Source organism: Brevundimonas diminuta 3F5N, from assembly GCF_900163625.1.
Classification (GTDB): domain Bacteria; phylum Pseudomonadota; class Alphaproteobacteria; order Caulobacterales; family Caulobacteraceae; genus Brevundimonas; species Brevundimonas diminuta_A.
In genome coordinates, this window is sequence record NZ_FUIE01000046.1 from 26,296 (window position 1) to 38,343 (window position 12,048).

General features: G+C 68.4%; 14 protein-coding genes. 10 read left to right on the plus strand and 4 right to left on the minus strand.

Annotation, left to right across the window (positions count from 1 at the left end; translation table 11 throughout):
* Position 1 precedes the first annotated feature (1 nt).
* Genes FM111_RS09010 through FM111_RS09030 form a run of 5 tightly spaced genes read left to right on the plus strand, consistent with a single transcriptional unit; the run spans position 2 to position 5,793 of the window.
* Positions 2 to 682 carry a CpaD family pilus assembly protein gene (locus FM111_RS09010; RefSeq protein WP_087140629.1) on the plus strand — a complete coding sequence of 227 codons (681 nt, stop codon included), beginning with the start codon at positions 2 to 4 and terminating at the stop codon, positions 680 to 682.
* Entirely contained in the window at positions 679 to 2,214 is a 1,536-nt protein-coding gene (locus tag FM111_RS09015) for an AAA family ATPase (RefSeq protein ID WP_087140630.1), read from the plus strand. Before FM111_RS09010 ends, FM111_RS09015 begins: the two co-directional genes overlap by 4 nt.
* Positions 2,215 to 2,218: 4 nt before the next feature.
* Positions 2,219 to 3,799, plus strand: a complete 1,581-nt coding sequence (locus FM111_RS09020; RefSeq protein ID WP_087140631.1) for a CpaF family protein — start codon at positions 2,219 to 2,221, stop codon at positions 3,797 to 3,799.
* Between the two features lie 5 nt (positions 3,800 to 3,804).
* Positions 3,805 to 4,788, plus strand: a complete 984-nt coding sequence (locus FM111_RS09025; protein WP_087140632.1) for a type II secretion system F family protein — start codon at positions 3,805 to 3,807, stop codon at positions 4,786 to 4,788.
* Positions 4,789 to 4,803: 15 nt separating this feature from the next.
* Positions 4,804 to 5,793 carry a type II secretion system F family protein gene (locus tag FM111_RS09030; protein ID WP_087140633.1) on the plus strand — a complete coding sequence of 330 codons (990 nt, stop codon included), beginning with the start codon at positions 4,804 to 4,806 and terminating at the stop codon, positions 5,791 to 5,793.
* A 14-nt stretch (positions 5,794 to 5,807) separates the two neighbouring features.
* Here the strand turns inward: FM111_RS09030 and FM111_RS09035 are convergent, their stop codons facing one another.
* Positions 5,808 to 6,242 (minus strand): SRPBCC domain-containing protein, encoded by a 435-nt coding sequence (locus tag FM111_RS09035; RefSeq protein ID WP_046652523.1) that lies wholly within the window; start codon positions 6,240 to 6,242, stop codon positions 5,808 to 5,810.
* A gap of 115 nt (positions 6,243 to 6,357) precedes the next feature.
* Between FM111_RS09035 and FM111_RS09040 the strand changes: the two genes are divergently transcribed.
* Genes FM111_RS09040 through FM111_RS09050 form a run of 3 tightly spaced genes read left to right on the plus strand, consistent with a single transcriptional unit; the run spans position 6,358 to position 7,371 of the window.
* Positions 6,358 to 6,699: a RidA family protein gene (locus tag FM111_RS09040; protein WP_003166358.1), complete on the plus strand. Its 342-nt coding sequence runs from the start codon at positions 6,358 to 6,360 to the stop codon at positions 6,697 to 6,699.
* A gap of 1 nt (position 6,700) precedes the next feature.
* Positions 6,701 to 6,916 carry a hypothetical protein gene (locus tag FM111_RS09045; protein ID WP_087140634.1) on the plus strand — a complete coding sequence of 72 codons (216 nt, stop codon included), beginning with the start codon at positions 6,701 to 6,703 and terminating at the stop codon, positions 6,914 to 6,916.
* On the plus strand, positions 6,913 to 7,371 hold the full coding sequence (locus tag FM111_RS09050; protein ID WP_087140635.1) for a YbaK/EbsC family protein: 459 nt from the start codon (positions 6,913 to 6,915) through the stop codon (positions 7,369 to 7,371). The genes FM111_RS09045 and FM111_RS09050 overlap by 4 nt, the downstream gene beginning before the upstream one ends.
* On the opposite strand, the gene FM111_RS09055 is transcribed toward FM111_RS09050, so the two are convergent.
* The 3 genes from FM111_RS09055 to dapE form a co-directional block, all read right to left on the minus strand.
* A complete protein-coding gene (locus tag FM111_RS09055; RefSeq protein WP_087140636.1) occupies positions 7,368 to 8,270 on the minus strand; it encodes a sigma-70 family RNA polymerase sigma factor in 903 nt (300 codons plus the stop codon). The genes FM111_RS09050 and FM111_RS09055 overlap by 4 nt on opposite strands.
* Positions 8,257 to 8,721, minus strand: coding sequence for a carboxymuconolactone decarboxylase family protein (locus FM111_RS09060; protein ID WP_087140637.1), 465 nt, complete (start codon positions 8,719 to 8,721; stop codon positions 8,257 to 8,259). The genes FM111_RS09055 and FM111_RS09060 overlap by 14 nt, the downstream gene beginning before the upstream one ends.
* A 77-nt stretch (positions 8,722 to 8,798) precedes the next feature.
* The gene (gene dapE, locus FM111_RS09065; RefSeq protein WP_087140638.1) at positions 8,799 to 9,992 is read right to left on the minus strand and encodes a succinyl-diaminopimelate desuccinylase; all 1,194 of its coding nucleotides are present in this window, start codon (positions 9,990 to 9,992) and stop codon (positions 8,799 to 8,801) included.
* 49 nt (positions 9,993 to 10,041) lie between these two features.
* Between dapE and FM111_RS09070 the strand changes: the two genes are divergently transcribed.
* Together FM111_RS09070 and FM111_RS09075 are read left to right on the plus strand one after the other, a co-directional pair.
* Complete coding sequence (locus tag FM111_RS09070) at positions 10,042 to 10,518, plus strand: cupin domain-containing protein (RefSeq protein ID WP_087140639.1); 477 nt, start codon at positions 10,042 to 10,044, stop codon at positions 10,516 to 10,518.
* A gap of 47 nt (positions 10,519 to 10,565) precedes the next feature.
* Positions 10,566 to 11,819 carry an MFS transporter gene (locus FM111_RS09075; RefSeq protein ID WP_087140642.1) on the plus strand — a complete coding sequence of 418 codons (1,254 nt, stop codon included), beginning with the start codon at positions 10,566 to 10,568 and terminating at the stop codon, positions 11,817 to 11,819.
* The last annotated feature ends 229 nt before the right edge of the window (positions 11,820 to 12,048 follow it).

The following is a 12,048-nucleotide window of genomic DNA, read 5'->3' on the forward strand; positions in this document are numbered from 1 at the left end:
CATGATCCGCACCGTCTCCATCTCCGCCGCCGTTCTGAGCCTGAGCCTGGCGCTGTCGGCCTGCGTCGGCGGTCCGGCCGGCCTGGGCGGCGAACCGCCGCTGACTCCCACTTCGCGCTTCAGCCTGCAAGTCGAGCCAGGGGTGGATCGCATCGCCCTGGCGGTGCACGAGACGGGCTTGTCCGCCAATCAGCGCGCGGCGCTGGACGCCCTTGTCGGGCGCTTCGCCATGGAAGGCGCGCCGGTCCTGGTGATCGAGGCGCCGGCGGGCGGCGATCCCGTCGCGACCCAGGCGGCCTGGAACGTCAAGGCGGCGTTCGAGGCGGCGGGCGTGCCGGGCGAGCGCATCCAGCTGGTCGGCTACGCCGCGCCGGACCCCAGGGCGCCGGTGCTGGTCGGCTTCGAGACGGTGCGCGCCGTCGTGCCGCAGTGCGGAACCCAATGGGGCAATCTGGGCCGCACGGGCGACAATCAGTCGGCCTCCAACTTCGGTTGCGCTGTGAACGCCAACCTGGCCGCCCAGATCGCCGATCCGCGCGACATTGTCGCGCCGCGCGCCATGACCCCGGCCGACTCCGGTCGCCGTTCGGTGGTGTTCGACGCCTATCGCAAGGGCGAGCAGACTTCCGCCCAGCGTGAGACCCTGTTGTCGCAGACCAAGATTTCACAGGCTGTGCAATGACGACGGCGCCCAAGCCCTTCCCTTCTCAGGATTTCGACGCCCTGGACGGCTTCGATCTTGATGATGAGTTCATGGACCTGCACCCGACGGGCGCCGGGACGCCCGCGCCTGGGTCCATGGCGCAGGCGTCTGACCCCTTTGATCCGGTTGGGCGGATGCGGTCGGAAACCGAGACGGCGATGAACGCCTTGGCCCCTTCACCCGCCGCCGTCTCGCCCGTGGCGGCCGCCATGCCGGCGGTCGAGACGTCCACGGCCCTGACGATGGGCGGGCCGGCCTCGGTCGAGGTGTCGATCCCGCGCATCGGCGTGCACATCTTCGCCGAGCGTCAGGACACGGCCGCCGCCGCCGAGCGCGCCGGCCAGGACCGCCGCATGGCCCGCGCCACGACCCAGATCCGCCTCGGCGGCGTCCAGGCGGCGATCGAAGCCTATCAGGCCGAGCCGACGCCGCCTCTGATCATTGTCGAGAGCCTGAAGGCGCCGCAGGACCTGCTGGCCGAGATCGACCAGCTGGCCCAGGTCTGCGACGCGGGCACCAAGGTCGTCATCATCGGCGCGACCAACGACATCCTGCTGTTCCGCGAGCTGATGCGGCGGGGCGTGAGCGAATATCTGGTGGCGCCGGTGCAGCCGCTGCAATTGATCGCCGCCATCGGGGGCCTGTTCGCCGATCCGGCCCAGCCCTTCGTCGGTCGGACCATCGCCTTCGTCGGCGCGCGCGGCGGGGCGGGGGCTTCGGCTGTGGCGCACAACACCGCCTATGCGATGAGCGAGCGCATCGGCGTCAACACCGTCATCGTCGACTATGACCTGCCGTTCGGCACGGCGGGGCTGGACTTCAACCAGGATCCGCTGAACGGCGTGGCCGACGCCCTGAATCAGCCGGATCGCCTGGACGCCACCCTGCTGGACCGGATGATGGTCCGCTGCACCGACAAGCTGAGCCTGTTCGCGGCGCCCGCGACGTTGGAGACCGACTGGGACATCGGCGCCGAGGCCTTCGAGGAAGTCACCACCCGCATCCGCGCCACCGCCCCCTTCGTGGTGCTGGACCTGCCGCACCTGTGGTCGGGCTGGATGCGCCGGGCCTTGATCGCGGCCGACGAAGTGGTGGTGGTGGCGACGCCGGACCTGGCCTCGCTGCGCAACGCCAAGAACATGATCGACCTGATCAAGCAGGGGCGGCCCAACGACGCCCCGCCGCGTCTGGTGCTGAACCAGGTGGGCATACCGGGGCGGCCCGAGATTCCGGCCAAGGACTTCGGCGCAGCCCTGGGCATCCATCCTAGCCTCAGCATTCCCTTCGACGCCAAGGTGTTCGGCTCGGCCGCCAACAACGGCCAGATGATCGTCGACGCCGCCGCCAAGACCAAGGCGGCCGAAGCCTTCGAGACCCTGGCCCAGATCGTCTCGCGCCGTGAACTGCCGGCCGCATCCGCGCGCGCCGCGGGCCGCGCCAAGCCGGCGGCGGCGGCCAAGAGCGCCGGGGGCGGCTCCCTGCTCGGCTCTCTGTTCAGCAAGAAGCGCTGAGGCCGTGTTCGGCAAGCGGACAGCACAGTCGGGCCTGGCCCCCGCCGCGCCACGGCCCGCGCCGGCCCCCGCGCCTGAGGCCCAGGCGCGCCGCGCGCCCGAGCCGGTGGACGGCTTCTCGGCCGAAGACCTGGACCCTCTGGCGCCGCCGCCCGCCGCCGCGCCGCGCAGCGACCGGCTGGACGCCCTGGACGGGTTGCTGGGCCGCAAGCCCGAGCCTGCGCCGAGCGCCTCGTCGAGCGGTCCTCGGGCCACGCCGGGCCTGGAGCAGCTCAAGAAGGCTCAAGCCGTCGCCGAGATCGTGCGCGAGCAGAGCGACTACTATCACGCGACGAAGACCACCATCTTCAACGCCCTGATGAACACCATCGATCTGGCCCAGTTGGCGCAGTTGGATCAGAAGGCGGCGGCCGAGGAAATTCGCGATATCGTCTCCGAACTGGTGGCGATCAAGAACGTCTCCATGTCGGTGGCCGAGCAGGAGCATCTGGTTCAGGACATCCTGAACGACGTGCTGGGCTATGGTCCGCTGGAGCCGCTGTTGGCGCGCGACGACATCGCCGACATCATGGTCAACGGCGCCGGGCGGGTCTTCATCGAGGTCGGCGGCAAGGTGCAGCTGACCAACGTCCGCTTCCGCGACAACGGCCAGTTGATGAACATCTGTCAGCGGATCGTGTCCCAGGTGGGCCGCCGCGTCGACGAGGCCAGCCCCATCTGCGACGCCCGCCTGCCCGACGGCAGCCGCGTCAACGTCATCGCCCCGCCGTTGGCCATCGACGGCCCGACGCTGACGATCCGCAAGTTCAAGAAGGACAAGCTGACGATGCGCAATCTGGTGGAGTACGCCTCCATCAGCCCCGAGGGCGCGCGCGTCCTGGGCGTCATCGGCGCGTCGCGATGCAATCTGGTCATCTCGGGCGGCACGGGTTCGGGCAAGACGACCCTGCTGAACACTCTGACGGCCTTCATCGACCCGACCGAGCGCGTCATCACTTGCGAGGACGCTGCCGAGCTGCAGCTGCAGCAACCGCATGTGGTCCGGCTGGAGACTCGCCCGCCCAACCTGGAAGGGCAGGGCCAGATCACCATGCGCGATCTGGTGAAGAACTGTCTGCGGATGCGCCCCGAGCGCATCATCGTCGGCGAGGTGCGCGGACCCGAGGCCTTCGACCTGTTGCAGGCCATGAACACCGGCCACGACGGCTCGATGGGGACGCTGCACGCCAACTCCCCGCGCGAAGCCATCAGCCGGATGGAATCGATGATCACCATGGGCGGCTACGGCCTGCCGTCTCGAACCATCCGCGAGATGATCGTCGGTTCGGTCGACGTCATCGTCCAGGCCGCGCGCCTGCGCGACGGTTCGCGCCGCATCACCCACATCACCGAGGTGGTGGGGTTGGAGGGCGACGTCATCGTTACCCAGGATCTGTTCGTCTACGACATCACCGGCGAGGACGCGCACGGCAAGATCACCGGCCGTCACCGCTCGACGGGCATCGCCCGCCCGCGCTTCTGGGACCGCGCCCGCTACTACGGGCTGGAGCGGGAACTGGCCGAAGCTCTGGACGCGGCGGAGTAGGGGCGATGCTGCTTCCCATCCTGGCGGCGATCCTGGCCTTCATCACCATCGGCGGCGTCGGCTGGGTGCTGGTCGGCGGCGACGATTCCTCAAGCCAGGCGGTCAAGCGCGCCAAGACCATGGGCGGGGTGCGGGCCGAAGCGGCGGCGAACGCCAAGCGCGCCGCGGCGGCCAATACGCCCGAGGCGCGCCGCAAGCAGATCCTGCTGCAGCTTCAGGAGGTCGACCGGCGCGAGCGCAAGGCGCGCATGACGATGGCCGCCAAGCTGAAACAGGCGGGTCTGAGCCTCTCGGTGCGGACCTTCGCCATCATCAGCGTGGTCGCGGGCCTGGTCGGAGCGCTGCTGGCCTTCGTTCTCGGGGCCCACATCATCATCGTCCTGGGCGTCGGCGTGGCGGCGGGCCTGGGTCTGCCGCGCTGGATCGTCGGCATGAAGGCCAAGGCCCGGATGAAGAAATTCTCCTTGGCCTTCGCTGACGCCATCGACATCCTGGTGCGCGGCATCAAGACCGGTCTGCCGGTCCATGACTGTTTCAAGATCATCGCCCGCGAGAGCCCCGAGCCTCTGGCCGGCGAGTTCCGCACCCTGGTCGAGGGCATGGGGGTGGGGCTGACGCTCGCCCAGGCGCTGGACAAGATGTACGAGCGGATGCCGACGCCGGAGCTGAAATTCTTCGCCATCGTCATCGCCATTCAGCAGAAGTCGGGCGGCAACCTGGCGGAGGCCTTGGGCAATCTGACCACGGTGCTGCGCGCCCGACGGATGATGGGCGAGAAGATCAAGGCCCTGTCGTCCGAGGCCATCGCCTCGGCGGGCATCATCGCCTCCCTGCCGCCGGCGGTCATGATCCTCGTGATGCTGACCAACCCCAGCTACATGCTGCTGATGTTCACGGATATCCGCGGGCAGGTCATGCTGATGGGCGCGGCCCTGTGGATGGCGATCGGCGTCTTCGTGATGAAGCGCATGATCTCCTTCAAGTTCTGAGGCGAGGGCGACGACGTGAACGGCTTCATGCGCTTCATCACCGATCCGCAGAACCTCTTGAGCATCGGCGTGGGCGTGGCGGTGTTCGCCAGCGTCCTGACCATGCTGTCCTCCTTCGTCGGCGGCGGCGCGCGGCTGGACAAGCGGATGAAGGCCGTGGCCGAGCGCCGCGAGGAACTGCGCCGCCGGTCGCGTCAGGCGATGCGCGGCGGGTCTGGCGAAGGCTCCAGCCTGCGCCAGACCGATGACAGCTATCGCAGCCGGGTGGTCGCGCGCCTCAACCTGACGAAGTTGCTGGAAGACCCCAAGGTGGCCGAGAACATGGTTCAGGCGGGTTTCCGCGGGCCCGGTCCGCTGAACACCTTCTACTTCTTCCGCTTCGCCACCCCCTTCATCCTGATGGCGCTGACGGCCTTCTACCTGTTCGTGGTGGTCAAGCCGGACCTGCCGATGATGACCCAGGTCGCCATGGTGGTGATGGCGGCGGGCGTCGGCTTCTATGCGCCGAACATCTATCTGAAGAACATGATCGACAAGCGCAGGGCGTCGATCATGGCGGCCTTCCCGGACTCGCTCGATCTTTTGCTGATCTGCGTGGAGTCGGGCATGTCGATCGAGGCGGCGATCCAGAAAGTCAGCCAGGAGGTCGGCGGCCAGTCGATCGAACTGGCCGAGGAGCTGTCCCTGCTCTCGGCCGAGCTGAGCTATCTGCCCGACCGGCGCATGGCCTATGACGGCATGGCCAAGCGGACCCAGCATCCGGGCATCAAGGCCGTGGCGACCGCCATGACCCAGGCCGAGACCTACGGCACGCCGCTGGGGTCCGCCTTGCGCGTCATGGCCAAGGAAAACCGCGATCTGCGTCTGGCCGCCGCCGAGAAGAAGGCTGCGGCCCTGCCGGCCAAGCTGACCGTGCCGATGATCCTGTTCTTCCTGCCGGTGCTGTTCGTCGTCATCCTGGGTCCGGCCATCATCAACATCCAGGACATGATGAAGGGCGGTTGAGGAGTTGAGACGCCTCAGCCTTCTTCGGCGGTGCGCTTCAGGGCCTCGCTGATGGCCTGATAGGCCGGACGGATGCGGGCGCGATGCTTGTCGTGGAACAGTTCGGCGCGCAGGCCGGTGAAGACGGTGCCGTGCGACACGATGCAGGCGCCGCGCTCCAGCTCCTCGATCTCATAGTAGCGCAAGGTGCGGAACAGGAAGCCGCGACGCTCGATCCAGACCAGTTGGGCGTTGGGCTCCCACTCGCCCAGCTGCGCCTGCACCTGACGCTCGCCCAGGTCGGGCAGGCGCTCCGTCAGGCTGATCGGCGCGCCGAAGCCCAGGGCGCCTTCGACCTCGACCTCGTGCGGATTCCAGCGGTTCCAGCCGCCGAAGTCCGTCAGCACCTCCCAGAGGCGTTCGGCCGTGGCGCGCACGCCAATGCGGTTCTCGATGCGGATCGTTTCCATGGCGCTTCCTGTGACACGGCTTTTTGCGTTTAGGAAGACGCAGAGGCGCCCGGCGTTTGTCCTTGGAGCCTTCGCCCCGCCGCGTTAAGTCCGAGCCTCAGCGCAAGGAGCCGTCATGATCACCCGCATCCAGCCCGACAGCCGCATGAGCCAGGCCGTGATCCACGGCCAGACCATCTACCTGGCCGGACAGGTCGGGGAGCCGGGCGAGGACGTCGCCGCCCAGACGCGCACCGCCCTGGCCGAGGTTGAGGCGATCCTGGCCGAGTGCGGCAGCGACAAGTCGAAGATCCTGTCGGCTCAGGTCTGGCTGGCCGACATCGCCGATTTCGAGGCGATGAACGGCGTCTGGGACGCCTGGGTCGACCCGGCGAATCCACCCGCCCGCGCCACCTGCGAGGCGAAGTTGGCGACGCCTGACTACCTCGTCGAAGTCATCGTCGTGGCGGCGCGCTGACATGGCCCGCGTCATCTCGAACGAGAGCGAACTGGAGCGGTTCAAGGCGACCCGCGTCACCGCCCTCTACCGTCTCGACCTGATCGAGAAGGGGGCGAAACTGACCTATGACGACGGCACGCCGGTCGACATGGCGTCCGAGGCGCAGCGGCTGAAGGATCAGGTCGCCGACATGGATCGCCGCATCGCGCGGCTGGAAGCGGCAGGCGAGGCGTGAGCCTGGCCAGCGTCCGAGCCTTCTTCGCGGAGACGGCGCCGGACATCGCGATCATCGAGCTGGACGTCAGCACGGCCACCGTGGCCGAGGCGGCCGCCGCCCATGGCGTCGAACCCGGCCAGATCGCCAAGACCCTGTCGTTGCGCGCGGGCGACCGCACCGTCCTTCTGGTTACGGCGGGCGATGCGCGGCTGGACAACGCTAAGGCCAAGGCGGCCTTCGGCGGCAAGGTGAAAATGCTGGACCTGGCCGAGGTCGAGGACGTGACCGGCCACCCGGTCGGCGGCGTCTGCCCCTTCGGCCTGACGACGCCCCTGCCGGTCTATTGCGACGCGTCGCTGAAGGTCTGGGACGTGGTGATCCCGGCGGCGGGCGCTATCCACGCCGCCGTCCGCATCAGCCCCGAACGGATGGTCGACCTGACGGGCGCCGAATGGGTCGACGCCTGCCGCTAGGTCCAGGCGAGCGGCGATGCGTCCAACAGGGCGGCGATGCCCGCCAGCTTGTCCGGGTTGCGGGTGATGAATACCTCGACGATTAGCCCCTCAGCGATGGTCAGCGCCGTGGTTTGCAGAATTCGCCCGCGTTCCAGGCTGACATAGCCGGGCAGGCCGTCGATCCAGACCGGCCGGATCATTTCCGAGCCTTCATGGCCGTATTTGCGATGAAGCCCGGCATAGAGGCGCAGCAGTTTCGGCGCGCCGTTGATCGCATTGTGGAAGGCGATGACCTTGCCGCCGCCATCCGATCTCAGCGTCACGTCATCCGCCAGCAGGGTGCTCAGAGCGGCGGTGTCGCCGGATCGCGCCGCGTCGAAGAAGGCTCGGGCGAGGCGCTCGCCTTCCTCAGGTTCGACGGCGTAGCGGGGGCGGGCGGCCTGGATGTGGCGGCGGGCGCGGCTGGCCAACTGCCGGACGGAAACGGGGTCGCGCTCGAGGGTCGTCGCCACCTCGTCAAAGCCGACATCGAAGACGTCGTGCAGCAGAAAAGCCGCACGCTCCAGCGGCGACAGACGCTCCATCGCCGTCATCAGCGACAGGGTCAGGTCATCGGCGAAGGCCTCGGCGTCGGGTTCAGGCCCGGTGATCATGGGGTCGGGCAGCCAGGCGCCGACATAGGTCTCGCGCTGCATCCGGGCGGACTTCAATCGGTCCAGCGCCAGACGGGTCGTGGTGCGCGTCAGCCAGGCGCCGGGCTCGCGGATTTCGGTCGGGTCGATGCGGCTCCACCGCAGCCAGGCGTCCTGCGCCACGTCTTCCGCTTCGGTCAGGGAGCCGAGCATCCGATAGGCGAGGCGCGTCAGCCGCGGCCGATGCGCCTCGAAGGCCTCGGTGGCGGGGTCAGGCCGCGACACGCGCCGGGCCTGCCGGATGGGCCGAGCGGAAGCCGACGGCGAGCCGGTTCCAGACATTGATCGCCCCGATGGCGAAGGTCAGGTTCACTTGTTCGGCTTCGCTGAACTCGACCTTGAGCGCGGCGTAGTCCGCGTCAGACGCCTGGGTCTGTTCGATGCGGGTCAAGCTCTCGGCCCAGGTCAGGGCGGCGCGTTCGCGCGGGCTGAACAGCGAGGATTCCCGCCATGCCGCCAGCAGGTGCAGCCGCACTTCGTCCTCACCCGCCGCGCGGGCGTCGGCGGTGTGCATGTGCAGGCAATAGGCGCAGCCGTTGATCTGGGAGACGCGGATCTTGATCAACTCCAGCAGGCTGTGTTCCAGACCGCTGGCGGCGACGGCCTGTTCCAGCCGCACCATCGCCTGATAGGTTTCGGGGGCGGCTTTGGCGGGGCTGGTTATGCGCGGGGTCATGTCGTGGCTCCTGTGGCTTAGGGACGTATCCCTCCATGACGAAGCAGGTCGCCGGATTGTGACATGACCCTGCGGATTCAGGGCTTCAGACGCTCCAGAACCGTGGCGATGACGCGCTCATAGGCGTCGGTCAGGGCGCGCAGTTCGGTCTCGGGCACGCGCTCGTCGACCTGGTGCATGGTCTGGCCGACCAGGCCCAGCTCCAGCACCGGGCACAGGGCGCGGATGAAGCGGGCGTCGGAGGTGCCGCCGGTGGTCGAGGCTTCGGGGCGGCGGCCCAGCACGACCTCCACGGCGTCCTGCACGGCGCTGACGAAGACGCCGGGTTCGGTCAGGAAGGCCTCGCCCGAGCACATATGCTCCAGCTCGATCCGCAGACCCGTCTCGGCCTGAAGCGCGCCCGCCTCGCGGTTCATCCAGTCGATCAGGCCGTCGCCGGTGTGCGTCGGGTTGAAGCGGATGTTCAGTCGCGCCTTCGCCTCCGCCGGGATGATGTTGGTCGCCGGATTGCCCACGTCGATGGTGGTGATCTCCAGGTTCGACGGGGGGAACTCGGGATAGCCCTCGTCGAGGACGTGGGCGTCCAGACGGGCCAGAAGCCTGGCGATCACCGGAGCCGGGTTGGCGGCGCGATCGGGATAGGCGACGTGGCCCTGCTTGCCGAAGACGGTGATCCAGGTGTTCAGCGAGCCGCGTCGCCCGACCTTGATCATGTCGCCGAGATGGTGGGCCGATGACGGCTCGCCGACCACGCAGGCGTCGATGACTTCGCCCTCGGCGGCCAGGGTCTGGACCACCCGCTTGGTGCCGTGCAGGGCCGGGCCTTCCTCGTCGCCGGTGATCAGGAAGGACAGCGATCCCTCGATTTCTCCTGCCGCCAACACGCGCGAGACGGCGGCGACCCAGGCGGCGATGCCGCCCTTCATGTCCACGGCCCCGCGGCCATACAGGACGCCGTCGCGGGTCTCGCCCTCGAAGGGGCCGGCGCTCCAGGCCTTGAGGTCGCCGATCGGCACCACATCGGTGTGGCCCGCGAAGCAGAGGTTGGGCGAGGCCGTCCCGCGCCGGGCGTAGAGGTTCTCGATCCGGGCGTCATGGCCCACGCCGGTCGGCCCCTCGAACACCATGCGGCGGCAGCTGAAGCCCAGCCCGGTCAGGGCGCGCTCCAGCACGTCCATGGCCCCTTCATCGGCGGGGGTGACGGACGGGATGCGGATCAGGTCGCGGGTCAGTTCGACAGGATCGATGACGGAATGTGATGCGGCGTTCATGAGGCTATTGCTTTAGGCATATCCCGCACTCGCGAGAAGGCCCGAAACCGTGCCGAAGATCGACATCGACGCCGCCCCGACCCTCAACGGAACCGGATACCCGGACGAATTCGCCGCGCCGTGCAAGCCGCGCCGCCGCCAGCGACTGGGCGATGCAGTCGGACTGGACCAGTTCGGGGTCAATCTGCTGCGACTGCCCGCCGGAGCCTGGACTAGCCAGCGCCACTGGCATGCCGCCGAGGACGAGTTCGTCTGGGTGCTGGACGGCGAGGTGGTGCTGGTCGAGGACGAGGGCGAGACGACCTTGCGCGCCGGCGACTGCGCGGGCTTCAAGGCGGGCGTTCCCAACGGCCACAAGATCGAGAACCGCAGCGATCGCGAGGCGGTGCTGCTGGAAGTCGGAACGCGCAGCCCGGCGACGGACGCCTGCGACTATCCCGACATCGACATGATCCTCCCCAAGGGCGCCGACCGATACTTCCATCGCGACGGAACCCCCTATCCGAAGACGCCCATACGAACGTGACGACCGACACTCTCGACACCCAGCCGACCGTTCCGCCCCAGCCGCCGCTGCCGCCCGGACCTCCTGACGACGGTCCGTCGAGCCCATGGGGCATCGGCGACTTCCGCCTGTTGTGGCTAGGCCGGATGGTGGCGGTCCTGGGCATTCAGATCCAGTCCTCGGCCCTGCTGTGGCAGGTCTATGAGATCGCCCGCCGCGACCATCCGATCGAGGAGGCTAGTCTCTATCTGGGTCTGGTGGGCCTGTGCCAGTTCCTGCCGCTGCTGGCCTTCACCCTGCCGGCCGGGGCCATGGCCGACCGGCGCGACCGCAAGCACACCGTCACCCTTTCGATCATCGTCGAGGGCATGTGCGCGGGCGCCTTCCTGATGATGGCGCTGCACGGTTCGCCGCCGCTGTGGGGTCTGCTGGCGGTCGCCGCCGTCTTCGGCGCGGCGCGCGCCTTCCTGGCTCCGGCCAGCCAGGCCTTCCTGCCCATGGTGGTGGGACGCAAGGCCCTGCCGCCGGCCATCGCCGCCCAGTCCATCGCCTTCCAGACCGGGGCCATCGCCGGTCCGGCCCTGGGCGGCGTCATCGTCGCCCTGTCCGTGCCGCTGGCCTACGCCTCGGCCATGGCGCTGTTCCTGGCGGCGGTCGCCTGCTTCCTGCTCATCCGCACCAAGGGCAAGCCGCAGGTCGATCCGTCCAAGCTGGGGCCGGTGCAGCAGGTCAAGGAAGGCCTGGCCTATGTGTGGAAGACCAAGATCGTGCTGGGCGCGATCTCGCTGGACCTGGTCGTCGTCCTATTGGCGGGTGTGGCCCTGCTGACCCCCATCTTTGCGCGCGATATCCTGCACGTCGGGGCCGTCGGCTTCGGCCTGCTGAGGGCCTCGTTCGGGGTGGGAGCGCTGATCATGGCCCTGTATCTCAGCCGCTTCCCCATCGTGCGCCACGGCGGACGGTGGATGTTCGGGGCGGTGGCCGTCTTCGGCGTCTGCACCCTGATCTTCGGCCTATCCAAGAGCGTCTGGCTGTCGGGGGCGGTGCTGTTCCTGGGCGGGGCGGCGGACATGATCAGCGTCAACATCCGCCAGACCCTGATCCAGCTGGCGACGCCGGATCACATGCGCGGACGGGTGTCGTCGGTCTCCATGCTGTTCATCGGCGCGTCCAATGAACTGGGCGAGGCCTATTCCGGCGTCATGGTGCGCCTGCTGGGACCGATCGGGGCGGCGGTGTTCGGCGGCTTCGGCGCCCTGGCCGCCACGGGCGTCTGGGCCAAGGCCTTCCCCAGTCTGAGGAAGGCGAACAAGCTGACCTGATGCGCTCAAAGTGATCCTTCTCCCCTTGTGGGAGAAGGTGGCGTGCGAAGCATGACGGATGAGGGGTGTGGGTGCCGCGGTCGGCCGATCGCGGCGCTTTTCTTTCATCGACTGAACAGCCGCCGCGGCGTCGGCGCCCCTCATCCGTCATGCTTCGCACGCCACCTTCTCCCACAAGGGGAGAAGGATCACTTTGAGCGCATCAGGTCAGCTTGTTCGCCTTCCTCAG

Coding starts and splice junctions, on each gene's coding strand:
- FM111_RS09010 (WP_087140629.1), top strand. CDS start 2: ATGATCCGCACCGTCTCCATCTCCGCCGCCGTTCTGAGCCTGAGCCTG.
- FM111_RS09015 (WP_087140630.1), top strand. CDS start 679: ATGACGACGGCGCCCAAGCCCTTCCCTTCTCAGGATTTCGACGCCCTG.
- FM111_RS09025 (WP_087140632.1), top strand. CDS start 3,805: ATGCTGCTTCCCATCCTGGCGGCGATCCTGGCCTTCATCACCATCGGC.
- FM111_RS09035 (WP_046652523.1), bottom strand. CDS start 6,242: ATGGAAACGATCCGCATCGAGAACCGCATTGGCGTGCGCGCCACGGCC.
- FM111_RS09040 (WP_003166358.1), top strand. CDS start 6,358: ATGATCACCCGCATCCAGCCCGACAGCCGCATGAGCCAGGCCGTGATC.
- FM111_RS09045 (WP_087140634.1), top strand. CDS start 6,701: ATGGCCCGCGTCATCTCGAACGAGAGCGAACTGGAGCGGTTCAAGGCG.
- FM111_RS09060 (WP_087140637.1), bottom strand. CDS start 8,721: ATGACCCCGCGCATAACCAGCCCCGCCAAAGCCGCCCCCGAAACCTAT.
- dapE (WP_087140638.1), bottom strand. CDS start 9,992: ATGAACGCCGCATCACATTCCGTCATCGATCCTGTCGAACTGACCCGC.